We start from the raw sequence: 26,277 nt of genomic DNA, 5'->3' as shown, positions 1-26,277 counted from the left end.
TAATTTTTAATTCTTAATTGAATTATCCCTGTCTCACCAACACATTCACCTCATTCTGCATCACCTCAATAAAACCTTTGGAGATGGGGAAATCGTGTTTTTGACCTTTTTCATCGGTGAGTTGTACACTTCCTTTGGTTAATGAAGAAACAATGGGTGCATGTCGATCCAACACTTCAAATTGGCCATGCGTTCCAGGTACGATGATTGCTTTTGCTTCTCCTTCGTACAATGTTTTTTCAGGTGTAAGGATATAGACTTTCATTCCGATTAATTGGATGCTTCTGCTAATAATTTTTTACCTTTTGCAATTGCATCATCGATCGTTCCAACTAAGTTGAAAGCAGCTTCCGGATATTCATCCACTTCACCATCCATAATCATATTAAATCCTCTGATGGTTTCATCAATTGGAACAAATACACCTTTAATCCCTGTAAACTGTTCTGCTACGTGGAATGGTTGTGATAAGAAACGTTGTACACGACGAGCGCGGTGTACTACTAATTTATCTTCTTCAGACAATTCTTCCATCCCCAGGATGGCAATGATGTCTAACAATTCATTGTATCGTTGTAAGATTCCTTTTACGCGTTGTGCCGTATTGTAATGATGTTCTCCAATAACCAGCGGATCCAAAATTCGTGAGGTTGAATCCAATGGATCCACAGCAGGATAAATACCCAATGAAGCAATTTTACGACTTAATACAGTAGTAGCATCCAGGTGAGCAAACGTAGTTGCCGGAGCTGGATCCGTCAAGTCATCCGCAGGCACATAAACTGCTTGTACAGAGGTAATTGATCCTCTCTTGGTAGAAGTGATCCGTTCTTGCATCAAACCCATTTCAGATGCCAGGGTTGGCTGATATCCTACCGCTGATGGCATACGACCTAATAAAGCCGATACTTCTGATCCGGCTTGTGTGAAACGGAAAATATTATCAATAAAGAATAAAATATCTTTTCCTCCGGCTGGATCATTTAAATCGCCATCACGGAAATATTCTGCAACCGTTAAACCTGAAAGCGCAACACGGGCACGGGCACCTGGTGGTTCATTCATTTGTCCAAAAATAAACGTGGCTTTTGAATCTTTCAATCCTTCCATGTTTACTTTACTCAAATCCCATCCACCGCTTTCCATGCTGTGGATAAAATCATCGCCGTACTTAATAATTCCTGCTTCAATCATCTCACGCAATAAGTCATTTCCTTCACGGGTACGCTCTCCTACTCCTGCAAATACAGACAATCCACCATAACCCTTTGCGATGTTGTTGATCAACTCTTGAATTAATACGGTTTTACCAACACCGGCACCTCCGAATAAACCAATTTTTCCTCCTTTTGAATAAGGTTCAATCAGGTCAATCACCTTGATACCGGTAAACAAAACTTCCGTTTCGGTAGATAAATCTTCGTAGGTCGGTGGTTTCTTATGAATGGAATATTTATGTTTCTTTGATACATCTCCCAAACCGTCAATGGCCTGACCCACCACATTAAAAAGGCGGCCTTTGATGTCTTCTCCCACCGGCATGGAGATGGTTTCTTTTAAATCTATAACTTCCGCACCACGGGTTAAACCGTCTGTTGAGTCCATTGCCACGGCACGTACACTGTCTTCCCCTAAATGCTGTTGCACTTCAAGGATGAGGTCATCCTTTCCTGGGCGCTTGATACACAAGGCATTATAAATTTCTGGAAGCTGTGAGCCTTCTCCTGAAAAACTAACATCCACAACAGGACCAATGATTTGAGATACGCGACCTATGTTTGTCATATGATTTATTGAATATATGTTTTAAAAAGACGCGCAAATATATATACATCCGGATCGATTCACCAAACTATTGACAATCCTTTGACACATTCCCATTCTAATATCGAATCAACTGAAAATCAGGAATTTAATCTTTTAGAAAGCTTATCAGCCCGTCTCTTGTATGGAATTAACCGAAATGAACTGGAAATTACCATTCAGGATCTCGTAAAATCTTACATTCTTGTGAAAGGAGCATCTTATTTAAGCCTTGATATTGACCATACCGTGGACATTCCCACTCAATGCCAATCTGCTCCTTTGCATCGATTTCTTCTGGCGGGCATCCAATTAAAAGAATCGGATTTGTTTTTTGAATGGACTCATTTTCTTAAGCGAAAGTCAATTTCGTTTCCGGTAAATATCCTGGTTCCTTTAATGGAATGGGCGCGAACTGATTTGAACGTTGCAAATTTTATGCAAGCTTTTCTTGGACCCGTTGGACAACAACTGGCTACTCTGTTTCCGGAATTTCACATTTTATCAGAACAACACCAGGAACATCCTTTGCAGTTTTCAAAATTGGATCAACGGCTTTATGCCTTTGAAAAATTCAGAGAACGAAATCCGGAAAATGCATTTAATTATTTTTTACAAACCCATCAGGAACTTAAAGACCCTGAAAAAATTAAATGGCTTCGAATCTTGCATCCTAAATTATCCCAAACAGAATGGAATGCATTGCAGATTCTCATCAATCCAAAAAAGATACAACTGCACCAAGAATTGCTTTATTTAAAACTTTCAGTGGACGAAACTGCATTTAAAAATCAACTAGTTCAATTCCATTATTATTTATCGGAAAACAGTCTGGACGAATATTATTCAAAAATCAGTCCAACGATCGAACACTCCATTCGCTTGAGTCCGCTTCGTTTTATGACGACTCAAGAAAACTTCCATACCTATTTAAAATGGATTCAGGAAAAAGAATTGTTTCCAATTTTATTGACTGCTTTAAAAGAACAGGCCTATATTGAACTGGCCATTGCTTGTTTTGAATTTTTACTCGAACAAAAATTATTAACGGAACAGCTTGCTTTGGGTAATTTATCACATGGAATGGATCATAAAGTATTTAACCATTGTTGCGTTCTGTGGATCGAAGCAGAGCAAGATGCGATTGATTTAGAAGCTTTCCTGATGTTTATAAGACATGAAAAGTTGTTTTGGTCTGATGAAGTCTTATTAAAACTTGTAGCATTACGAAATAGTAAAGCCCTTCAGCGAATTTACGATTTTAATGTTTTTTGGCAGTTACTGCCCTATAAAATAAATCCAAATTCATTGCAAATTCAAAGCCTCCCTGATGAATGCAAAATGTATTTAAATCAACAGATACATTTTGATTCCGTGTTGAAATTTAGAAAAGGAATTCGGAAATAAATCCCGTAGCTTGTAAAACTTATTGGGATGAACGATAATACAAACTGCAAGAATGTTCTTTTGAAAAATAGTTTCTCGTTGCAGTTTGAATTTGTTCTTTGGTTAATTGGAGATAATTCTCTAGTTCGGTGTAAATCAATTCCGGATTTCCCAACCACTCGGCATACGATAAATTCAATGCTTGATTCATGGCACCCATTTGTGAAAACAAATAAGCAGATTCATTTTTATTCATATACTTTTCCCAGGTGCGGTCGTCTAATTCTTTGGATTGTAATTCTGCGATGATATTCCAAAAAACAGCTTCTGCTTCTTCAATAGTATGCCCCGGATTAATTTTACCTTCGACAAGGATCAGACCCGGATCTGTCGTAGCCGTAATGTAACAATCGATCCCTGAACAAATCATCAATTCTTTCCGAAGTTTTTTATACAAAAGCGAGGACTTCCCTTCTGATAATATATCTGTCATAAAATCGACGGCATAAAAATCAGGATCCATCCGTCCGCAATAAGGAAATGCCAAATAAAATCCTTCTTCCGGTAATTCTTTATGCAGTGTCTGAGTACGATGTACGATTATTTTTTCTTCAGCCGGATAATAGCGACTGACAGAAGCTCCGGATTTTATTTTTCCAAAATAGTTTTGAATCAAGTTTTTGGTTTCTTCCACATTAAAGTTTCCATGTATTACAAGGATTGCATTGGAAGGGGTATAATACGTATGATAAAAATGCTCCGCATCTTCTAATTTTAAATGCTTGAGTTGCTCCTGATTAAACCCGATAACCGGCCAGCGATAGGGATGTGTTTTATACGCCATCTGCATCAGGATGTGGTTAAAATCACCGTATGGATTGTTGAGATACATTTCACTGAATTCTTCAATCACTACGCGTTGTTGCGTTTTAAAATCCTTTTGACTGACATGAAAACCACTGATCCGATTGGATTCTAAAGAAAGCAGCAATTCCAATTGATTGGAGGGAGCTATAGAATAATATTGGGTTGTGTCGGTGGTAGTAAATGCATTGCATTCTCCCCCCGCATTTTGAAGGATGGAATCAAAATCAATGCCCGGCCCATTATTGGAAAACATCAGATGTTCAAATAAATGTGCAATGCCAGTTTTTGATTCTTGTTCGTCTCTCGATCCTACTTTATACAATACGCATACAGCGACCAAAGCTGTTGATGGATCCGGTTGCAATAGCACGGTCAGTCCATTATCCAAATGGTATTTTTGAAAATGGGGAATTAACAAGTTGGCTGAAGAACTCAGATTCAGGATTTAGAAAAGAGATCAAGGGGACCAACCATGAGTTCAGGGATCACCCATTGGTCAAATTCAGCTTCTGTAAGATAGCCAAGATTTAGAGCTGCTTGTTTAAGAGTCAGTCCCTCTTTGTGTGCAGTTTGGGCAATTTCTGCCGCTTTATAATAGCCAATTTTAGTATTCAAAGCAGTTACGAGCATTAATGAATTATCCAAATTTTTCTTAATGTTTTCTGGAATTGCACGAATTCCGGAAGCACATTTATCATTAAAGGAAACACAAACATCGGCAATCAGTTTTGCAGAATGCAAAAAATTAGCAATCATGACCGGTTTAAAGACATTGAGCTCAAAATGACCATTCGAACCACCTATGTTTATGGCAACATCATTACCCATAACTTGGGCGGCGACCATGGTCATGGCCTCACATTGGGTGGGGTTGACTTTTCCAGGCATGATGGAAGAACCAGGTTCATTGTCCGGTATAAAAATTTCACCGATTCCACAACGTGGACCGGATGCCAACAGTCGGATGTCATTTGCAATTTTCATCAAACTCACTGCAACTGATTTTAGAGCGCCATGGGCAGCCACAATGCCATCGTGCGAGGCCAGGGCCTCAAATTTATTTTCAGCGGTAATAAATGGACATCCCGTCAATTGTGCAATGTGTTTGGCTACCTGTTCAGAATAGCCAGGAGGCGTATTGATGCCCGTTCCGACAGCGGTTCCTCCCAAAGCCAACTCCGAAAGATGATTTAATGAAAAACGAATTGCACGCAACCCATGATCCAATTGAGATACATAACCGGAAAATTCCTGTCCCAGTGTCAATGGGGTTGCATCCATTAAATGGGTACGACCAATTTTTACCAATCGATAATATTCAGCTGCTTTATGATTCAGGGTATCTCTCAATTTCTCAATTCCTGGGATGGTTTGTTCGACCAAAATTTTGTAGGCAGCGATGTGCATTGCCGTAGGAAAGGTATCATTGGATGACTGCGATTTGTTGACGTCGTCGTTGGGATTGATGACTTTTTTCTCATCTTCAAGATGACCGCCTTGCAATACATGTGCACGGTTAGCAATCACTTCATTTACATTCATGTTGGATTGGGTTCCGGAGCCAGTTTGCCAAACGACCAATGGAAACTGATCATCCAGTTTGCCTTCCAAAATTTCATCACACACCCGGGCGATCAAACTGCATTTTTCTTCAGTTAAAACCCCTGCATCCCGATTGGTTAATGCTGCTGCTTTTTTTAGAAAGGCAAAGGCATAAATTATTTCAATCGGCATCCGATCGGTATCCCGTGCTATTTTAAAATTATCTATCGAACGCTGTGTTTGAGCTCCCCAATACACATGGGCCGGAACTTCAACGATGCCCATGGTGTCCTTTTCTTTGCGAAATTGCATATGTATTAAATTGGAACGCAAAGATACTACAAATGTGAAGCCTAACTGATTTGCAGTTACTCATTTTCTATTAAATTTTAATTTGGAAAGAAAAAGAAGTTATTCTAACAATGCGAATGCCTAATTAAAAATAATAAACTTAACACAGTTTGCAATTCCTTCAACACAAATAAAATATACACCATCATCCATTTTTGAAATATCAATTGATTGATCGGTATTCAGCTTCTCCTGACATACAATGATTCCCAAAGCATTATAAATCTTTAAGGTCTTTTCAACAAGTGATGTTAGTGAATGTATTTTAATTCTATTACTCGCCGGATTAGGAACAATTTGAATATCACTTGCTTCAAAAGAAGAAACAGGCGTACTTAGTTTTCTTCCTGTCAATCGAAATCCATCAATGGCAGCCATCATACGAATGGCTTGTTGTGCTGTCATCGGATCATTGTACAGTTTAAATAACAAACGGACCGAATCCCGTTTCCTATTTTGAATACCGAATTGAAAAAAAGAAGCAGCATTAAATTGACCGTTTAGTTTTTCTGGGACCGATTCCAATAAATAGCTGGTATCTGAAAAAACTAAAAATACTTCTTTAGTAGAATTGTTTCCGCCATAGGCCCAGGCAGTATAATTAAGTTCGATCTGATCAAATTTACTCAGATCCATCCAGGGCGAATACAAATACGAGGTATCTATAAATCGATAAACGCTTTCGTCCTTATCAAAATTGTCTGTATATAAACATTTGGCACCTAAATCGCCTTCAATATCCTTTGAAGGAAAATTACTGGATGGAATAGGTATTTCAGAAAAATCTCCTCGCTTCCATCGCACATTTAAGTCCGCACCAAAATGTTGCCAACCTAAATCCAGGACAAAATCATCTTCGTAACCCGGTTCAAGAGCTATGTGAATGATGGTATCATTTTGCAAGACAAATGATGGAATCCATGCTTGTTTGTAAGCCCATTTTCCTGCATAAAGATCCCAGCTTTGTTCATAGATGCTATTAAAAATTACTACACCCGAATCATTTGCAATTAACTCATATTCATAGTCTGGATTTGACAAAAATACTTTTGCAAATGAAATGGCTTCATGCGTTTCTTTATCCTGTATGCGTATTTGTATTTGGTGCTTTGGCAATTCCACCAATGCAATGTCTAATTTTAAAATTTGATTGCGTTGCAAATAAACCCGGATGGTTTTTTCAAAATACCCTTTATAGTATACATGCACCGTGGCACTATCAGCTTCCGGAAAACCCGTTCTTAACTCACCTTTTAAATTGGAGCGGGCTTCTTGATTTCGACCGTTTTGCTCGATGGTCAATCTGGCATTGTAAATAGGCTCTTGGGTAATGGAATCAACAATTTTTGCATGTAAGTAAGCAGGTTCATTGCCATCATATTTCAAAACAAACATTCCATTTTCAATATCGGAAGCAATGCAAATTCCTGAATTAAAAAATGGATACGCACTCCAGCATCCACGAAATCCACTGGATTGTTTTGATAAGGTATCTGTATCGTAATATGCCACTTCCAATAGATTGGATGGATCTTTTGTGTCTAAAATTCGAAGCCCTTCTGTGTAATATGAAACAAATAATTTATCCTCTTTATGAAAAACATTGTGTGGAACCAACGTATGAGCCTGGTCTCCGGCAATTTTAAACTCATCTGTTTTGCGAATGAAAGATGGATCCGAAACATCCCAGGCTTCTACAGCGGCTCCGGAGGTTTCATCGGAAGTGTATAATATCGGACGATTCTTTTCAATCCAAACGGAATGAGTGAAATGACCCGAACTTTCATGCTCCGCGATGCGTATCGGATTTTTTTTATCTTTTACATCCCATATACTGAAAATTCCATTGTAAATCGCTGCACCATATAAGGTGTCTTTGTAAACATGTACTTCATGCATGTATTCAAAACTGCTGGCATTCAACCATTCGGGATGCCAGGGATTTTTTCCTGGATCTAAAATGATAAACCCTCCCACTCCGGAAGAGCCTGCCAAATAAATGAGTTGATTCTCATCAACATAAAGTGTGTGGGAAGATAAAATGCGCAAACTATCACCCGATACATTGTAAACAGTTTTTACAAATTGGTGATCGAGTGTTTTCATGTCTATAATTAATAAACCATCACCGGATTCTGTAACCACATAAGCATAAGCTCCGGCAGTCTTTAATTCCCTCCAAATGGAAGTAGAACACGGGATAAATTTTAATTCGACTGGATTATAAGGGTCGGCCAATGAATAGATCCTGACACCCAGACTGGTGCCTAATAAAGCATACTCCAAACCACTGGAATCTGTGTAACCCCAAATGCTGCTGGCTTTTTCCGCTATCCTGATCTGAGAAAGCAATTGAATGTGATCAGCTGATTGAGCATATATATTGCTGTTAATCAGCATAATTATAAATAATAAAAATAATTTATGTATAATACGATGCATTTTAACTTAAAATATTTACCCAGAAGCCAACGAATTCGAAATTTAGAACGTTTTGAGATAAGCACATTAATAAATTTTAACACTTGCTCTACCCTTATTTGTCTAATTTTGTAGCTTCCAAAAATAATGGATCATGCGTTATCTAGCTTTTATACTGTGTTTTGTCTGTTTTTCAATTGCTGGTTTTAGTCAACCCCTGCAATTTATCGACAAACACGACAGCCTTTCATTTAAAGAAGTCGATGTAGTAACCAACAATAAAGGGGGATGGATGTGTGCAATGCTGCGTGTGGATTCCAGTCTAACAATGACCGAATTCAATCATTGTGGTGAGGTGGTTGGATGTTATACCTTACAAATTCCCAATTCTGTTAAAGTAAGCAATGTACAATTAAGCTACCTTAGACAAGATGCTTACTTGGTAATGGCTACCGTTGGCACAGGTACAAATTCAAGAATACTTAGTTTTATTTATACCAATACCGGAACTATTCCGGCGTCAAAAGTTTTTGGAACGACAACTGTAAATTCGAATTTCCAACCGCTTGTTTCTATTTATGATCAGGATCATATTTTAATTGCATTTAATTATGGCAACAATCCGGATTCCATCAATGGTCGGATTTTTATGATGAATCGCAATTTAGTCAGCCGATGGTCAAAAGACTTATCTTTAAATACACCGATGCGATGGGTAAAAATGTCGGGGGTAAATGATTTTTATATTGGAGCAGGATCCAATGTTATGAAATTTGATACCAGTGGAAAAAATTTATGGTCAAAAAACATAGCAAATCATCAATTGATGTTTAACAGTGTACTCAGCAATGATACCGCATTGTATTTTTCAACCGATTTTATAGATTCAAGACCTGATACTGCAGCAATTAAACGTCCGCGATACAAACAAGTGATTGCATTGCATGAGGATGGTAAATTTTTATGGTTTACGGATCGCATTCGCGCATATCGCAATGATACATTTTTAGCTGAATACAACAGCCGTTTATTTTTTGATGGAAGAAGCAACATTGTTTTAAATACAATTGATACTATAAAAGGAGATTCAATTCCCTCAATCTTTGCGCACAGTTGGAATGGTTTGGGTAATGCAACCGGATCAAAATACTGGTCTGCAACTTCAAAAGTCACTGATTATAAATCTGCTTTGCTAAATGATGGCAATTTTGCAGTTAATATTGCCATGGATCGTGGGATCCTCAATGCTAAAACCAGCATGACCTATGAAACTTGTGAAAATGATAGTCACAAAGATTCTGTCAGGGCACCTATTTTAATTCAAAACAATGCTTTGAGCGATTTAACAGATGCACCTATTTCTACTTTGGATTTTGCATTGCGCAGTTTGGTAGATACCCTGAAGTTTCCACGCGATTGCGAAATCTTTGATTTAAAAGATGGCGAGGTTCCTACCCCACTTTGCAAAGGAGATTCGGTTTTTTTACAGGGGATTCTGTTACCCAATGCAACCTATTCCTGGAGTAATGGAAGTAACCAATCCGGAACCTGGGTAAAAGTTGCTGGTGATTATTCATTGAAAGTTTCTTATTGTGGAAAGACGATTACCATTACCTATAAAGTCTTTTATATCAGTTTCCCAGATCAAACCATTGCACTTCAGGAATGTGATTATCCATTTCGTTTAGAACCTAAACAGGGCACTGATGCCACATACAAATGGCCCAATGGAGAAACCACACCATTTTTAGATATTAATGGTCCAGGTACTTACAATGTTACTGTTACCCGATGCGAAGCACCGTATCAAATCAGTTTTATTGTGAGCTTGAAAACTTTCCGTGATACTACCTTACCGTTTATGATTTGTAATTATCCGGATTTTTTATTTCCTAATAAATTTGTTGGACCAGGTGCCCGTTTTGTTTGGGATAATGGAGATACCACTGGATTTAGAGTCATTAACGGACCAGGGAAATACACTGCTAATGTGAATTATTGTCAGTCCAATTTTAAAATTACATTTGATGTCGGATTGGATCCGATGCCCAATAAAAATTTTGATTTTAATGTTTGTAAATATCCTTATCCAATTTACGGATTTACCGGAAGAGATGGGGTTAAATACCGTTGGACAGATGGAGATACTTCTAAAGGATTGCGGATAATAAATAATCCTGGTATATATACCGTTGTAAATTATTATTGTCTGGATTCTTTCCGGTATACTTACAATATTACTTTAGAAAAATTTAATAATCAATCTACAGTATTACAGGATTCCTGTGCAATTATTGAAGAAGATAGCATCGCATTGGTGCCATTTATTGATTATGCAGATTCGTATGAATGGGAAGATGGTGATACTTCCAGAAATCGAAAAGTCAATCGGATCGGTAACTATCGCGTTACAATGAAATATTGTAATCAAGAATTTGTACATGATTTTGAAGTAAAAGATTTTTCGGAATCCTATTTATTATTTCCAAATGTTTTTCCTCCAAATTCAGAAATAAAAATCAATCAGATATATAAGCCAGCTGTAAAATATAATGGAATCATTTCAGATTACCATATTGAAATTTACAATCGCTGGGGACAGAAAATTTTTACCGGCAATAAAATTGATGAAGGCTGGAATGGAGACTACAAAGGTGCACAAGCACCCATTGATACCTATACCTATTACGCAACCATGAAAACAGAATGCGGCTCAGCAAAAGTATTTCGCGGAAGCGTGACCTTGATAAGGTAAAAATCAAAGAAAGGAAATTCGATTGCGGAAGAAAGGAGTTTCCTTTTACTGAGCAATTAAATAACAAGAATGTCTGTTATTCCTCTATTGAACATTGTTCATTGAACATTGAGCATTGAACATTAAAAATCATGCTCCAAAGAAAAATCTAATGCTCAATATACAATGCTCAATGTGCAATGACTAATGAATGTCCACTTCATCGGATAATCCATTATTGCAGCATTGCAAAATTGGAAAATTGGAAAATTCTCCTTCGCTTTAAATTTTCAAGGACATAATCGTTCCTTCCGAGCCACATAGCCAATAGATGGTTCCATCAAAAAAAATATCCTTTACATCAAATACCGGTAAATCATCTACTACAATCCAGTCATCTCCTGAATTTCTGGTAATTTGTATAAATCCATTTTCACCTGCAATCATTCCTTCATTTGCATCTTTGAAACATATTGCATGCAATGGCGCTTGCGATCCTATGACTCCACCTTTACGAATTTTTTCAAATCGAAGAGGATTGTTTGTTATTTTATAAACTGTTCCTGCGACGCCTAACATGAATAATGATCCATGAACTGTTTTTGAAAAATCTACAAATTGATCGCCTTGAATATCCAGCGTATCCCAGCTTTCTCCTCCATTTTTTGAATGAACTACCAAACCATAGCCACCAGCCAACCAATTCAAACTATCTAAGTAACAAATGGCATTTAGTTCGTGTCGGCTTTCAAATACGGTTTGCGTTGAATCGGCATAAATGGAAAATCGCTCAATACTGCCATTCCCGTTTGCATTGACTGACATTACTAGTTCATTGCTATAAGCAGCGATGGATCTAACAAAGCGAAATGGACCCACATGTTTTAATTTTTGAATACGGATTGGAATTTCATTTAGATGATATGCCCACAATTCAATTCCCATTCCGATAACCTGACCATTGGGAGTACCGGAAATACAAAATAATTCTTTATCGGAAAGTGAATCCAGTTGCCAATTCTTCCAGGCATCTTTTGTACTTGCAGTTATTCCTGCAGACCAAGTGGTACCACCAACCACAAACGCTTGATTTAAATCTGTAAACCAAATTCCTGTCAACTCTTTATCGCTAATTTTTATATAGTCATGATAATCCAGGCTTTCATGTTTTGTACATGAATTAAATAGAAAAAATAACAATGAAATCAAGCTAATCCGAAACACCAACATCATATTTCATTTTAAAAAAAAGCATATACTCCTTAAATCATTACTAAAACAAAACTACTGCTATTTTTAAATCCAGGGCCCTTCGAAAAAATCAATTTCAGAAATTGCTATTTTTTTAGAATATTGCAGTCCATTTCAAATTAATAACAAGCTATGGTGATTGATATTCTTTGTTTGATTATAGTTGGTTCCAGTTTCTACATGGGCTATTCAAAAGGCATCATTAAATCTGTATTTGGAATTTTGAGTATTCTCTTTGCCGTTTTGTTTACACTTAAATTTTCATTTGTAACCATCAATATTGTTGAACGGATGATGCATACAGATCCAAGATTGAGCATTTTGATTGGATTTGTCTTTACCTTTTTAATTGTCATGGTTTGTATCAGATTGGCTGGCAGTGGATTTGAGCGAGTCCTCGAAACGGCTCACATCAATTTGATCAATCAATTAGCCGGCGGACTTGCATCTGCCCTCATTGCATTGGCTTTGTTTAGTTCCGTTATTTATTTTACCAATAAACTAAGACTTTTGACCGATGAAAATAAATCGGCCTCTTTTACTTATCCCTTATTGGAAGCCATGCCCGCCAAATCCCGTTGGGCTATTGATAAATGCAAACCTCTGTTTTCTGAGTTCTGGCAAAAAACTCAGGATGCCTTAAATCAGGTCGAACAATCAATACCCAAAGAAAATCAAAATCCAAAAAAAGAGTTGTAAGCAGATTTAGTGCTCTGTGCGGTTTAATTCTTGCCAAATCTGGTCTTTTAATTCGTCTAAACCTTGTCCGGTAACTGCTGAAATAAAAACATGCGGAATGCCCGATGGAATTTCTTTCTGAATCAGATTCTTCCATTCTGGTTCTACAATATCCATTTTTGTGATCGCAATCAGTCGAGGCTTATCCAACAATTCTGGATTGAATTGTTCCAACTCATTCAATAAAACCTCATAATCTTGCTTGATATGCTGACTATCACAAGGAATCATAAACAATAAAACGCTGTTGCGTTCGATATGCCTTATGAATCGCAATCCCAGACCTTTACCCTGGTGTGCATTTTCAATGATACCCGGTATATCGGCCATAACAAAAGATTTGCCTTCCCGATACGATACAATGCCAAGATTCGGAACGATGGTTGTAAAGGCATAATCGGCAATCTTAGGTTTGGCTGCACTTAAAACAGATAATAAAGTTGATTTGCCAGCATTTGGAAAGCCTACCAGTCCGACATCAGCCAATAGTTTTAATTCCAAAACAATCCAGCCCTCCTGAGCAGCTTCTCCTGGTTGTGCATAATCAGGTGCTTGATGTGTGGCAGATTTAAAAAAGGTATTACCCATTCCACCCCGACCACCGGGAATCAGCACTTTCTCTTCATCATGCTCAGTTACTTCCAATAATTTTTCGCCGGTATCGGGATTGATGGCCACAGTACCTAAAGGAACCTCTACGATGGCACTTTCTCCATCTGCACCGGTGCAATTGTTCTCACCGCCATTCACCCCGTCAGAAGCAAAAATGTGTTTTCTGTATTTTAAATGCAATAAGGTCCAAAGTTGAGCATTTCCTTTCAAGACCACGTTTCCTCCACGACCACCATTCCCTCCGTCAGGTCCCCCTTTCGGATTGTGTTTACTGCGAAAAAAATGAACAGATCCAGCCCCTCCTTTTCCAGATCGAAAAAAGATTTTCACATAATCAACAAAGTTTTGTTCGGCCATTAGGGTTATTTACAGATTTGATCCAATTCATGGCATAATCTTTCAAAAATTTCATCAATAGTACCCATTCCGTTGATATGTTTTGACTTTCCTGTTTTAGCATAATGCTCAAAAACTATAGACGTCTCATCTAAATAAACTTGGATCCGTTTTCGGATAATTGCTTCATCATTATCGTCCGGTCTGCCCGATGTCTTCCCTCTGTTTAAAATGCGCTTCACAATTTCATCTTCAGGCACCTGTAAGGATAATAGTAAATCAATAGACTGGTTGGATTCCTCCAATAAGCAATCCAAGGCATCTGCCTGCGGACTGGTGCGTGGGAAGCCATCATAAATAAAGCCACTGACTTGTTGCAATGAACTCATTTTGTTTTTAAGCATTCCAATGGTAATTTCATCAGGAACCAATTGACCCTGACTCATAAATTCCAATGCTTTGAGGCCCAAAGCGGTTTTATTTGCAGTTTCAGAACGGAACAAATCACCCGTTGAAATATGGTATAAATCGTATTTGTCTGCTAATTTGGCAGCCTGGGTTCCTTTTCCAGAACCTGGAGGTCCAAACAAAATAAATTGAATCATAAAAAATTTTGAGCCGCAAAGATACAATAAGCTCATTTAAGCGAAACAGCGGCCTGATGGAGATAGTTATTTAAACTGCATACTTTATGCATTCGGCGGATCCAATAATCAGATTTAAGTATATTTTCTTCTATAACTCCTTTGGATGATGTACTGTGAATGACCATAAGCCGGTCTTTTTTGTTATCAGTGATGATTCCAACATGGACGATTTTATTCTGATTGCTAAAGAAGACGAGATCTCCTTTTAAGGCTTCATCTGTCCGGGTAGCGCTTACATTCAGGGCTTGTTCGTGTGCACTAGCCGCCATTTGAATCTGGTATTCATTGAATACATATTTTACAAATCCACTACAATCAAACCCCGATTTATCTTTTCCGGCTCTTTTATATTTGCAGCCAATAAACGATCTGGCAAAGGATACCAATTCAGTCCGTAATTGTTCCTCGTCTACATGCCCGGATTTGTTCAGGCGATACGCTTGTAATGACGGACGCGCTGGCTGGCATTGACCAAAAAGCAATATAAAGCAGCTCCACACTGCCCATTTTAATAGGATCGGTATTTGGGTCGTAGTTTTCATAAATACCCGAGGTATTTAATGTAAACGCCAAAATACGAATAATTAATGTATTACAATAATTTGTAATACATTAATTTAATTAAATGCTTTGGATGACCTAAACGAACCGGAAAATCCCCCTTTTAAATATGAAATTTGTCGGCATCCTTCAAAAATGGGTAAGCTCGTTTATAAACCTGCAATTCATGTTGGCTTAATTCAATGGTTTGAATTGCATCCTGGCTACCAAGATCCATAATTTGCCTTCCTTCAAAATCGTACACGGCAGAATCTCCTGAATAGAAGATTTGATTAGCATCCATTCCGATCCGATTGACTCCTGCTACATAGCACTGATTCTCTATAGCGCGCGCCGGTAACAGACTTTTCCAGGCTAAACTTCTCTTATTAGGCCAATTGGCTACATAAATCATTAAATCCACTCCCTCCACATTTCGCGACCAAACTGGAAATCGAAGGTCATAGCAGATAAACAAGGCTATTTTCCAGGATTTGTATTCAAGAATTAATTTTTGTGTACCAGGGCGATAGTGCTTGTGCTCATTGGCTAAACTAAAGAGATGCTTTTTATCATAAATTTTAGGACTTGATATACCGGCTTCAAGCCAAACCAGGCGATTGTAAAATTGGCCCATTTCTTCAATTATCAAACTTCCGGTCAAGGCCAGGTTTAATTGATTTGATAGATTCTGCATCCACCCGATACTTGGTCCTGTCATCGATTCAGCCAATTTTTCTGATTCCATCGAAAAACCCGTCGAAAACATTTCCGGCAATATGATGAGATCTGTTGTCGAAGAATTTAATGTCTCTATTTTTTTTTCAAGATGATTTCTGTTGGCAGATGCATCTTGCCAGAAACAATCTGTTTGACAGAGGCTGATTCTTAAATTAGACATGACAAGGATTTTGTCAAAAATACAAAAGCCGGATCAAGACCCGGCTTTGTTTACATTTCTTTAATTAGATTCCTTATTTCTTAGCTGGACCAGCTGGTTTGGCAGCAGCAGGAGCGGCCGCTTTAGCAGGAGCTGAGGCTTTGGCTGGTGCAGCAGCTTTTGCAGGAGCCGCAGTTTCAGCAGCAGCACTCTTAAGTGCTCTTGGTATTTCAACTCCTACAACGGGTGTACTTGCTGGATTTAAAATTTCAACCCCAGCAACAAGATTAATGTCTTTTACTCTCATCGTCTGACCCAAATCCAATTTTGTTACATCAAGCGTAACTTCTGGTACAATATTTTCAGATTTAGCTTTTACCAATATGGTACGCATTCTTTGAATCAGCTTTCCTCCTGATTTTACACCGACAGCAGAACCCATCAATTTCAAAGGCACCTGAACTTTAACAGTAGTTCCCTTCACCAATTTTAAAAAATCAAGGTGAATGATACTGTCCGTTACCGGGTGAGCCTGAACATCTTTCAAAATACAGCGGTGAACCTGCCCATTTAAATGGATATCAGCTACTTTAAAATCCGGAGAATACAACAAAGGTCTTAACTCAGTTGGATTGGCATTAAAGGTAATATTCTCCCCTTTTGAGTATAAAACACAGGGAATCAAACCTTTATCTCTTTCGCCTTTTGAAGCTGCTTTACCATAAGCGGTTCTCGGACTGGCATTTAAAACTACTGTTTCCATATTCTATACATTAATTTCCCAAAAGGGAGCGCAAAGTTAAGATAAATTCTGCAATTCTACAATGCTACTATGTTCCAATGTTTTTCAATTGGTTCTCTAAAATGGGTTTGCAAACCCATTTTTGAGAGGAGAATAAACCTTGAATCAAATAAAATGGATTTCAAATGTTGTTAATGAATTTATAAATTGAAGGATTGATGTTGCCTCAATTATTAAATTAAAAATGAAATTACATCACTTAAAATCAATAAAATTGTTCTAAAACTTTTTTGAAATCAGCATGATTTACCTAATTTTGACTTACACCCTATGAAGAATCCTATATTAGATTTAAGCTTTGATTTTGCATTAAAAATTGTGGCTTATTGTGAATTGTTGGAAAAGGATAAAAAATTTATAATTGCAAATCAATTATTAAAATCCGGAACTTCAATTGGAGCCAATGTTCGAGAGGCACAGAACCCACATAGTAGAGCTGATTTTATTTCTAAAATGGTGATCGCGATGAAAGAGGCTGATGAAACATCTTATTGGTTAGCAATTTGTCAATTAAGTACAAATTATCCAGATCCAACTTCATTACAAAATAAGGTCAGTGAACTCATCCGACTGCTTGCCAAAATTATTTCAACTTCTAAACAGCCAAGAAGCAAGACATCAATTAAAGAAACTTAAGCGATTTATTTATAGCATTGCAGTTTACTTTCATTGCAGCATTATACCATTGCAGCATTGCAGCATTTTTAAACTATTTATCCACAAACAAAGCCTCAATGGATCGATGTTCGTGAGTATTTCGAATGGCTTTTGCAAACAATTTTGCTGAACTCAGGACTTTAATTTTCGGACTCTGTTTTTTGAGCGGAATTGAATCGGTGACGATCATTTCATCAATTCGGGATGCTTCGATGGTTTCAATTGCTTTACCAGATAATACGGCGTGGGTGCAAATGGATCTGATTTTAACAGCCCCTTTATCAATCAACGCCTGTGCAGCTTTACCAAGCGTGCCGGCGGTATCTACAATATCATCAATTAGGATTACTTCCCGGTCTTTAACGTCACCTATTACGGTGATTCCTTCGACCTCATTGGCTTTTTTACGGTATTTATCACATATTACCAGGTCGCGCCCAAAATGTTTGGAATAGGCTCTGGCCCGCTTTACTCCTCCTACATCCGCACAGGCAAAAACAACATTATTATTAAGATTGCCTTCCAGGTAAGGCATAAAAATGGCTTCAGATTTTAGGTGATCTACCGGAATGTCAAAAAATCCCTGAATCTGATCTGCATGTAAATCCATGGTCATGATGCGATTGGCTCCGGCAGCCTGCAATAAATTTGCGACTAGTTTGGCAGAAATCGGTACCCGGGGTTTATCCTTGCGATCTTGACGGGCATACCCAAAATAAGGGATTACTGCTGAGATATAATTGGCACTGGCCCGTTTGGCTGCATCAATCATCAACAACAATTCAAATAAATTTTCTGAAGGGGCATGGGTTGATTGGATAAAAAATACGAACATGCCTCGCACAGACTCATTGATAACTGGTTGCATTTCTCCATCGCTAAACCGCTGGAGATCCAATTTACCTAATGAATACCCGTAATAATCGGCGATACTTTCCGCAAGATAATGGGAAGAAGTACCTGAAAATAATTTAACGTCTTGCATAAAAAATATAAAAACAAGGGCAAAGCTAATACTTTTGCAGGCAAAGCTAAAACCATGCAAAGAATACCGGGTCTCTATGTCGCAAAAGTCCGAAATAAAGGACGTGGCGTATTCAGCGCGGATGATATCAGTTCCGGCTCCATAATTGAAGTCTGTCCTGTAATTCGGATTCCACCGGATGAAGTTGACATTATCCATGAAACTGAATTACACGATTATTACTTTGTCTGGGGAGATCACGACGAAGAAGCAGCCATTGCCTTGGGATATGGTTCTCTGTACAATCACTCTTACAAACCCAATGCAGAATATGTGTTTGATGTAGCCAGCGATTCAATCGAAGTATTTGCATTAAAGGATATCCCTGCCGGAAAAGAAATCACCTTCAATTATCATGGTGATCCGGATTGCAAAGACGAATTGTGGTTTGATAAAACAGGAAAACGAGTCAAACGAATTAAACCTGCTTAATTCTTTATTTTTCTCGGATGCATTAATTTGGTAAACACAATTTATTTGTTGACAATTCAGCACTGGGTATTGGCCAAATATAGTTTTTAGCATTTGGCAATACTTCTGGAGCGGTTCCGATGCTTCCGGTTTTTGCGGGCAATGGTTTAACAAGCCTTTGCAAATCCTGCAACCTTAATCCTTCCCCTAAAAATTCAATTCTACGTTCTCTTAAAATAGCACTGACTAAATTTTCCTTTGAACTGGCAACATCTGCTGAAAACTGAAAATTTGGATTGGAGCGATGCCTTACCGATTGAAGTAAATTAAAAGCCAAATTTAAATCTCCGAGTTGAGCTGCTGCTTCTGCATAATTTAGCAATACCTCAGCATAGCGTACAACGGGCACATAATCTCTAAATGGAGCCGTTGTAATTGCAAATTTCTTTAACACTTTAAGTTTTGCCTGATTTATACCAACCAATTTGCTACGTCCATCCTCTGCATTTATAAAAGCTGAATCACTGACAATTCCAGCGCTGGCCAAAAATATAATTGGTTGCCCTAAATAATTATAGGCTAATGAATACTGGGAAGCAGGTGTTTCCGTATTTGAATTTGCAAATGGAATGCTAAAAATTGCTTCAGAACCTACATAGGATCCCGTATACAAATTTGTTACGAATGGTTCCAACGAATGACTAATTCCCGGCGCAATGTATTGAAATGGAACCGTATTGGAAACCAATTTACTTGCCTCTAATACGAGTCGTTGGAAATCGGATTGATTTAAAAATACCCTTGTTTTTAAAGCGATTGCTGAACTTTTGTGGGCCCTGGCAACATTTAGTAAAGGAGTATTGTATGAAAGTGGTAAATCTTTTTCAGCCTCATCCAGATCAAGCAGAATTTGTTTATAAACCTCTTCCACCGAGCTTCTTGCTAAATCATTATACCCTTCTGAAGTAATAGCTTGCAATCTGATGGGAACTCCTAAGGCGGTTTTATCCAGGTTAAAAGGCTTAGCATATGTTTGAACTAAACATAAAAAACTCAATGCTCTAACAAATTTCGCTTCTGCAATATAATGCTTGCTCAAACTATCTGAAATGATTTGAGTTTGCGTCAATTGCTTAATTAAAATATTTGCAGCATTTATTGTGGAATAGGCTACAGCCCAGACATTATTAATGTATTCATTAGTTGAGGCAACGTTTTGATTCCAAACTGCAGATCCCGTTGCAGCATTCCCATCGTTTTGACCAAATTCATCTCCTCGTTGTTCGTTAAATACAATAAAACGACCTCCATATAAATTCTGGTTTTGCAATTGTCCATATAAACCATTTACCTGTGCTAAAATTTTTTCCGGAGTACTAAAAGCGTTTGCCTGATCAATACTGGTATTTGGACTTGTATCCAAAAAATCTCCTTCACAAGAACTAAATACTATAGGAAAAATAAAAATCAATTTCTTAATAAATTTGAAATAATTAAGCTGCATAAAATTCATTTTAATAAATTTAAAATCCAACATTTAAACCAATAGTCAAAGTCTGTGCATTCGGTGGAATGTTTTGATCCTTTCCAGAATGAATCGAATTTCCATTAATAGATACTTCAGGATCAGAGCCCCTGTATTTGGTAAGTGTAAATACATTTCCTGCCTGGAAATACATGCGGGCCGATGATATTTTACCCCTTGTGTATCGATTATTTTCTAAAAATGTAAATCCCAAAACAATGTTTTTCAATTTAATATAATCACCCTTTTCAACTTTTGATGTTGCAGAAAATGAAAATCCTGCTGAAACATTATCTCCGTAATACAATTTTTGAATCTCAGTAATTTGCCCTGGCTTGGTCCAACGATCTTTAATAAATGTTCCATTGTTAAAATAACGCTGATCTGAATTGGTTGCTCTGGTGCCATTATATAATTTATTACCTCCTACATAAGTTATGTTTACACTCAAATCCAATTTTTTATAGCTAATCGTATTATTGATACCTCCAAAATATTTTGGTAATGAAGGTCCTTGAATAACTCCATCTTTATAATTATCGATTGCAGGAGCAGGTGTCCCATCAAGATAAGTCCACCGGGGTGATCCCACATGATTATACTGAACTTGTTTCCCTTCGCTATTTAAAAATATCATCAATCCATTATCCGGATTGACACCAATAGTAGGAACAGCAAAAATAGATCCTATCGAATATCCAACACGAGTCATGTTTTGCACCCCGAAGATACTGGGCACATATACATCACTCACTAGAGAAGTTACTTTGTTTTTTAAAGTTGAAAAATTTGCACTGACAATCCATTCCCATTTGTTTGCTTTTATAATAGTACCGCTTATTGCCAACTCAATTCCTTTATTAAACATACTCCCTGCATTGGCATTGATAAAATTTCCTGGAATACCCGCCGATGGAGCTTGTGGTGCTTTTAATATAAGATCTTCCATTAAATTTTTATAAAAATCAAATTCGACATGCATCCTCCCACTGAATATATCAAAATTAAAACCTACATTTAATTTTGTACTTCGTTCCCACTTTAGATTTGGATTGCCTGCTTGAGCATAAATTAAAGTCGGAAATCCACCATACGTAGAAGAGGTATAAGCACCAATTGCGGGGTAGTCTCCAATTTCACTGTTACCTACCAAACCATAACTGAATCTAATTTTAAAACTGTTTAATACATTCTGAATTCCCAAGGATCTATAAAAAGCTTCTTTATGTATATCCCATCCAACAGAAACGCCCCCAAAGTTTCCATATTTATTTCCTTTAGCTAATGCAGACAAGCCATCTCTTCTTAAATTGAAACTGAGGAAATACCGCTTATTAAAATTATAGTTGATGTTTGAAAAGTAAGACAGTAAAGCGTTTTCTGTCAATATATTAGCTATAGGTGCACTGTTTACAAATCCTCCCTGATAGTTCTTATAATCCGGATCGGTTATATTGCTTCGTTGAGAACCCCAGCCATTTATAGTTGTTTTAATTCTTTCATTTCCCAACAAGATATTAAAGTTATTCTTCAAACCAATATTAAACTGATAAGCCAATGTATTGACCCAATCAAATCTGTAAAATTTACCAATGGAGTTGGTTGCTACTCCATTAGCAGATGCACCACCGCCATGGATTGGATTTAAAAAAGATTTATTTTCTAATTGAAGATTATTAATTCCATAACTAGAACGGAATAAAAGATTGTTCCATAATTTTACTTCGCCGTATACATTTCCAATAAAAGCATTATTCTCTGAAGTATTGACATCTAATTTTTGAACCATTGCTAAATTATAAGCATTTATTGTTCCAATGGTACTCGGATTGTTATTGCCGTAACCTACACTGACCCCATTTTGAATGCTGTAAGATCCATCTAGTCTGTAAACAGGCACATTAGGTGGCAGAACGTAAGTCATACGGCCTAATGGTTCGTTGGTAATATATTCCGAATTATAAGAAGAGGAAGATAAGGTATTACTTGAAACGGCTCCTGTATTTGGACCCGTATTCAATGAATTGCTATAAGATAAATTTGCTCCTAATTTTAGGAATTCATTCAAATTGTTTTCTATGTTTAGTCTGGTAGTATATCTTTCGAAATTATTGTATTTTATAAAACTATTTTGATTTGTATACCCAGCAGAAAAATAATAACTGGTTGAATTATTAGCTCCTGAAACACTGAAGTTATGATAATGGGAAATTCCCGGTCTGTAAGCTACATCATACCAATTTGTATTCACAATGCTGCTGTCTTGGTTATACATCAATGCATATCCGGGAGCACGACCTGAGTTAACCATTGCTTCATTCTTAATCATTACATAATCTTCCGCATTTAATAACTCCGGTAAATTGTATGGAGTGCTGCGACTCAACCAGGTATCATAATTCATTTTAACCCTACCCTTCTTCCCTTTTTTTGTTGTGATGACCATGACGCCATTGGCAGCACGTGATCCATATATTGCTGCTGCAGATGCATCTTTTAATACATCTATAGATTGTATATCATTGGCATTGATATCTGATAAAGGGTTATTCCCTATTAATCCTCCAATAGAACCCACAAATACCGGAACTCCATCGACCACTACAAGTGGAAATAAACCTGAAGTAATGGTATTTATTCCTCTAACGCGCATAACAGGCGTATTATTCAATATATTGCTTGGCTGAATGACATCAATTCCCGGAGCTTGCCCTCCCAACAATTGATCAAAACTTACTGCAGGTCTGCATTCCAATTGCTTTGTTCCAATACTGGATACAGCACCAGAAAATTCAGATTTCTTTTGTTGTGTATAACCACTTACCACCAAAACTTCCTCCAATTCAGTTTTATTCTCCTGCAAGAATATTAAAACAGGTTCCGCATCACGAATACTTATTTCTTGTTTTTCATAACCTATAAATTGGACAATAAGGATTAAAGGAAATTTATTTTCAACCAATAAGCTAAACTCTCCTAATGAATTACTTGTGCAGCCTGAAGTTGTACCTTTGACTAAAATGGTCACAGCTTCAAGATTGGCATTATTTTTAGCATCTCTGACTATGCCCTTCAGCTGAATATCTTGTGCTTTTAAATTTAAACTAATTATGCAGTTAAAAGCAAAAAATAAAGTCAGAAGGAATGAAGTTGATTTATTAATAAAAATCATAATGTATAAAATTAAATCGGCAGTTATAATTTATTTCTGAATTGCTAAAAGCATTCTGTTACAAGCTAAAATTCTTTTAAAGTCCCTAAGCCATTTGAAATTCACACTCGTTAAGGTTATTATTACACCATCACATAAATTTCTTGTCCGCTCTTGGTCCTCTTATAGTTCTTTTTGATTTCTAACAAATGCTAAAGTCCATTTTGGATTAATAATTGTATCATACTTACAGTATTAAACGCCAACAAAATTATTGCTAACTTTCTAAGAATTTAATAAAAATTACACCAATCCACATATTATTTAGTTAACCGACTTCTTTTATTGATGAAATACCCATAACTATTGATAAAAAAGTTTAATATGAGTTTGGTTTATTGCAGATTTTAAAAACGCAGCCCCAACAAAATGAATTGCTGAGGCTGTTGTTGAAATTGTGAACGAGATATATCTGTACTACTTCTTAGCAGGTTTAGATTTCTTATTTAATACTTCTTTTTTAATTTCTATACTGGTTGGACCAGCTATAATTTTAAATTCTGAACGTCTGTTGAACCGATGTTCTTCTTCTGTACAATCTTCCCCATTGGTACATTGATTTAATATTTTTTCTTCACCGTATCCTTTGGCAACAATCCGGGATGAAACTATGCCTTTTGACAATAAAAATTTCTTGGCAGAATTTGCCCGACGCTGTGATAATTTTTCATTGTACGCATCATCTCCTCTGGAATCGGTGTGCGAACTCAATTCAATCACCATATCCGGGTATTTATCCATTAAGTCCTTCAACACTTTTAAATCTTTCTCTGCATCTGGTAAAATCTTATCATCATCAAAATCATAATAAATATTATTTAGTCGGATAGGCTCATTGATGGTAATGATTTCCACATCGGATTCCGGTGGCATTACCCTTAAAACGACTTGTTTTTTAATACTTTGATCTTTTTCAATTCCTACGGTATTGACCGAAAATTCTTCCGGAAAATACCCTTCTTTTGTAACAACCACTTTATAGGCTTTGTCTTTATCCAATAGATGAGAAATTTCATTGGATTCCGAACTGGTTTTAGATTGGGCAGTACCTTCTTTTCCGCCGGTAAATTCGATCAGCTGGGCAGTGGCTCCCTTAATTGGTTTTTTCTTCTCATCAATTACTACTGTAGTTAAATCAATAACCAGTTTACGTTTGCTGATAAAATAAATATCATCACAACAGGTTTTGCTTTTTAATGATTTGGACTGTGCATCGGGCCGATTGGAAGTAAGATATGCGCGATCTCCGGAAGGACTTAGTTTATAAAAAAGATCATCCGTACTGGAATTTACAGGAAGCCCCATGTTTTCTGGTGTTGACCAATCCGATCCATTCCATTTACTTTTAAAAATATCAAATCCACCCAGACCTGGCCAATAATCTGAACTAAAAAACATGGTGCCTTCGTGCATAAAGGGGCATATATCATCTCCTGGTGTATTTAAACTAGCCAAACTTACAGGTGCTGAAAATTCGGTATCACTTATTTTATTAGAGTAATATAAATCAAATCCGCCTTTGCCACCCGGTATATTGGCAGAAAACACTAAAACTTTGGATCCGTACAATTCTCCTTCTACAGGATGACGTACCAGATAATCTCCATTGACACCTTTTACTTCTAGTGCAGGACTCCAGTCTGTTGCAGTCCGTGTTGAAACATACACTTTACTTTCTTCCATATGACCGCCATCAGAGATCGTTCGGGTAAAATACATTGTATTGCCATCTTTTGAAAAACTTACATTGGCAGTATGGTAGCCCACCCGATTGATTAATTCACCTAAAGCAGCCGGTTTATCCCAGCCTTTGCCTTCCGTAAAACTGCTGCTATAAACTAATGAAAAATCAGATTCTTCTTTGGGTTCTTCTTTCTTTTCATCTTTACTTTCTTTGCCTTCTCCTCCGGATTTTGCATCTTTTGCAGATGCTTTAGCTGTCTTTCCTTCCAATGAACTAAAATACAATACTCCCGTATTATCCATTACGGGGCCGTTTTGGTTTTCAGGTGTGTTAATGACATTTCCTGCGTTTTTAACTTCCAGGCTTAGATCTTCTTTTAGGCTTGCCAATAACTCGATCCCTTTTAATTCATTTTGAGCTAGCATTTTCAAATTCTCATCTGTGCCAGATTCAATATACTTTTTAAATTCTTCCGAAGCTTCTGTATAAGATGCATTCATTTTTAATGCACGTCCATAGTGATAACGAGATTCAAAATACTTATTTGTTTTATCACGTGCAAGCACCCGATTATACCAATTACAAGCTTTTGCATAATCTCTCAAAACAAAATGGGCATAAGCTATTTTAACGGCAATATCTTTTTCCTTTGCATTTTTATATGCTTTCTCATATTGTTCCAATGCTCTATAATACTGCCCTTTCTCAATTTGCTCATCACCGGATTTAATTAATGCATCTTTTGTATTTCCGGTTGCAGGTTGTGCATAGGATGGATTGACAGCCCACAGCAGACCACAAACAATTAAACTGAAATATATTTTAACTGGATTCATAGGTTTCGATTATAAACTA

20 protein-coding genes are annotated in these 26,277 nt (G+C 37.1%); 5 read left to right on the top strand and 15 right to left on the bottom strand.

Annotation, left to right across the window (positions count from 1 at the left end; translation table 11 throughout):
* Positions 1 to 22: 22 nt before the first annotated feature.
* Positions 23 to 265 (bottom strand): ATP synthase F1 subunit epsilon, encoded by a 243-nt coding sequence (gene atpC, locus IPJ80_08335; GenBank protein ID MBK7913494.1) that lies wholly within the window; start codon positions 263 to 265, stop codon positions 23 to 25.
* 5 nt (positions 266 to 270) lie between these two features.
* Entirely contained in the window at positions 271 to 1,785 is a 1,515-nt protein-coding gene (locus IPJ80_08330; protein MBK7913493.1) for a F0F1 ATP synthase subunit beta, read from the bottom strand.
* A gap of 81 nt (positions 1,786 to 1,866) precedes the next feature.
* Between IPJ80_08330 and IPJ80_08325 the strand changes: the two genes are divergently transcribed.
* The gene (locus IPJ80_08325; GenBank protein MBK7913492.1) at positions 1,867 to 3,210 is read left to right on the top strand and encodes a hypothetical protein; all 1,344 of its coding nucleotides are present in this window, start codon (positions 1,867 to 1,869) and stop codon (positions 3,208 to 3,210) included.
* A 19-nt stretch (positions 3,211 to 3,229) separates the two neighbouring features.
* On the opposite strand, the gene IPJ80_08320 is transcribed toward IPJ80_08325, so the two are convergent.
* From IPJ80_08320 to IPJ80_08310, 3 genes are all read right to left on the bottom strand, one after another.
* Positions 3,230 to 4,444 carry an insulinase family protein gene (locus IPJ80_08320; protein ID MBK7913491.1) on the bottom strand — a complete coding sequence of 405 codons (1,215 nt, stop codon included), beginning with the start codon at positions 4,442 to 4,444 and terminating at the stop codon, positions 3,230 to 3,232.
* A gap of 50 nt (positions 4,445 to 4,494) precedes the next feature.
* Positions 4,495 to 5,910 carry a class II fumarate hydratase gene (gene fumC, locus IPJ80_08315; protein ID MBK7913490.1) on the bottom strand — a complete coding sequence of 472 codons (1,416 nt, stop codon included), beginning with the start codon at positions 5,908 to 5,910 and terminating at the stop codon, positions 4,495 to 4,497.
* Between the two features lie 120 nt (positions 5,911 to 6,030).
* The gene (locus IPJ80_08310) at positions 6,031 to 8,391 is read right to left on the bottom strand and encodes a choice-of-anchor B family protein (protein MBK7913489.1); all 2,361 of its coding nucleotides are present in this window, start codon (positions 8,389 to 8,391) and stop codon (positions 6,031 to 6,033) included.
* 133 nt (positions 8,392 to 8,524) lie between these two features.
* Between IPJ80_08310 and IPJ80_08305 the strand changes: the two genes are divergently transcribed.
* Positions 8,525 to 11,125, top strand: coding sequence for a gliding motility-associated C-terminal domain-containing protein (locus IPJ80_08305; GenBank protein ID MBK7913488.1), 2,601 nt, complete (start codon positions 8,525 to 8,527; stop codon positions 11,123 to 11,125).
* Positions 11,126 to 11,386: 261 nt separating this feature from the next.
* Here the strand turns inward: IPJ80_08305 and IPJ80_08300 are convergent, their stop codons facing one another.
* Positions 11,387 to 12,337 (bottom strand): hypothetical protein, encoded by a 951-nt coding sequence (locus IPJ80_08300; GenBank protein MBK7913487.1) that lies wholly within the window; start codon positions 12,335 to 12,337, stop codon positions 11,387 to 11,389.
* Between the two features lie 150 nt (positions 12,338 to 12,487).
* On the opposite strand from IPJ80_08300, the gene IPJ80_08295 reads away from it, so the two are divergent.
* Positions 12,488 to 13,054, top strand: coding sequence for a CvpA family protein (locus tag IPJ80_08295; protein MBK7913486.1), 567 nt, complete (start codon positions 12,488 to 12,490; stop codon positions 13,052 to 13,054).
* Positions 13,055 to 13,060: 6 nt separating this feature from the next.
* On the opposite strand, the gene obgE is transcribed toward IPJ80_08295, so the two are convergent.
* The 5 genes from obgE to IPJ80_08270 form a co-directional block, all read right to left on the bottom strand.
* Positions 13,061 to 14,062, bottom strand: a complete 1,002-nt coding sequence (gene obgE / locus IPJ80_08290; GenBank protein ID MBK7913485.1) for a GTPase ObgE — start codon at positions 14,060 to 14,062, stop codon at positions 13,061 to 13,063.
* Between the two features lie 5 nt (positions 14,063 to 14,067).
* Complete coding sequence (locus IPJ80_08285; GenBank protein MBK7913484.1) at positions 14,068 to 14,646, bottom strand: adenylate kinase; 579 nt, start codon at positions 14,644 to 14,646, stop codon at positions 14,068 to 14,070.
* A 32-nt stretch (positions 14,647 to 14,678) separates the two neighbouring features.
* Positions 14,679 to 15,230, bottom strand: a complete 552-nt coding sequence (locus tag IPJ80_08280; protein ID MBK7913483.1) for a C40 family peptidase — start codon at positions 15,228 to 15,230, stop codon at positions 14,679 to 14,681.
* 122 nt (positions 15,231 to 15,352) lie between these two features.
* Positions 15,353 to 16,129 (bottom strand): amidohydrolase, encoded by a 777-nt coding sequence (locus IPJ80_08275; protein ID MBK7913482.1) that lies wholly within the window; start codon positions 16,127 to 16,129, stop codon positions 15,353 to 15,355.
* A 73-nt stretch (positions 16,130 to 16,202) separates the two neighbouring features.
* On the bottom strand, positions 16,203 to 16,871 hold the full coding sequence (locus IPJ80_08270; protein MBK7913481.1) for a 50S ribosomal protein L25: 669 nt from the start codon (positions 16,869 to 16,871) through the stop codon (positions 16,203 to 16,205).
* Positions 16,872 to 17,180: 309 nt separating this feature from the next.
* Between IPJ80_08270 and IPJ80_08265 the strand changes: the two genes are divergently transcribed.
* Complete coding sequence (locus IPJ80_08265) at positions 17,181 to 17,546, top strand: four helix bundle protein (protein ID MBK7913480.1); 366 nt, start codon at positions 17,181 to 17,183, stop codon at positions 17,544 to 17,546.
* Between the two features lie 73 nt (positions 17,547 to 17,619).
* Here IPJ80_08265 and IPJ80_08260 read toward each other — a convergent pair whose 3' ends face one another.
* On the bottom strand, positions 17,620 to 18,552 hold the full coding sequence (locus IPJ80_08260; GenBank protein ID MBK7913479.1) for a ribose-phosphate pyrophosphokinase: 933 nt from the start codon (positions 18,550 to 18,552) through the stop codon (positions 17,620 to 17,622).
* Between the two features lie 54 nt (positions 18,553 to 18,606).
* Here IPJ80_08260 and IPJ80_08255 point away from each other — a divergent pair, with 54 nt between their 5' ends.
* The gene (locus IPJ80_08255) at positions 18,607 to 19,023 is read left to right on the top strand and encodes an SET domain-containing protein-lysine N-methyltransferase (protein ID MBK7913478.1); all 417 of its coding nucleotides are present in this window, start codon (positions 18,607 to 18,609) and stop codon (positions 19,021 to 19,023) included.
* A 22-nt stretch (positions 19,024 to 19,045) separates the two neighbouring features.
* Here the strand turns inward: IPJ80_08255 and IPJ80_08250 are convergent, their stop codons facing one another.
* The 3 genes from IPJ80_08250 to IPJ80_08240 all read right to left on the bottom strand — a co-directional run bounded on the left by IPJ80_08250 (position 19,046) and on the right by IPJ80_08240 (position 26,258).
* Positions 19,046 to 20,506 (bottom strand): RagB/SusD family nutrient uptake outer membrane protein, encoded by a 1,461-nt coding sequence (locus IPJ80_08250; protein MBK7913477.1) that lies wholly within the window; start codon positions 20,504 to 20,506, stop codon positions 19,046 to 19,048.
* Positions 20,507 to 20,525: 19 nt separating this feature from the next.
* Positions 20,526 to 23,699: a SusC/RagA family TonB-linked outer membrane protein gene (locus IPJ80_08245; protein MBK7913476.1), complete on the bottom strand. Its 3,174-nt coding sequence runs from the start codon at positions 23,697 to 23,699 to the stop codon at positions 20,526 to 20,528.
* Positions 23,700 to 24,155: 456 nt separating this feature from the next.
* Complete coding sequence (locus IPJ80_08240; protein MBK7913475.1) at positions 24,156 to 26,258, bottom strand: OmpA family protein; 2,103 nt, start codon at positions 26,256 to 26,258, stop codon at positions 24,156 to 24,158.
* Between the last annotated feature and the right edge of the window lie 19 nt (positions 26,259 to 26,277).

It is taken from the genome of Saprospiraceae bacterium, assembly GCA_016714025.1.
In the GTDB taxonomy this organism is placed as follows: Bacteria; Bacteroidota; Bacteroidia; order Chitinophagales; family Saprospiraceae; genus Vicinibacter.
Note: the sequence above shows the minus strand (reverse complement) of the source record. Positions and strands in the feature narration are given on the sequence as shown.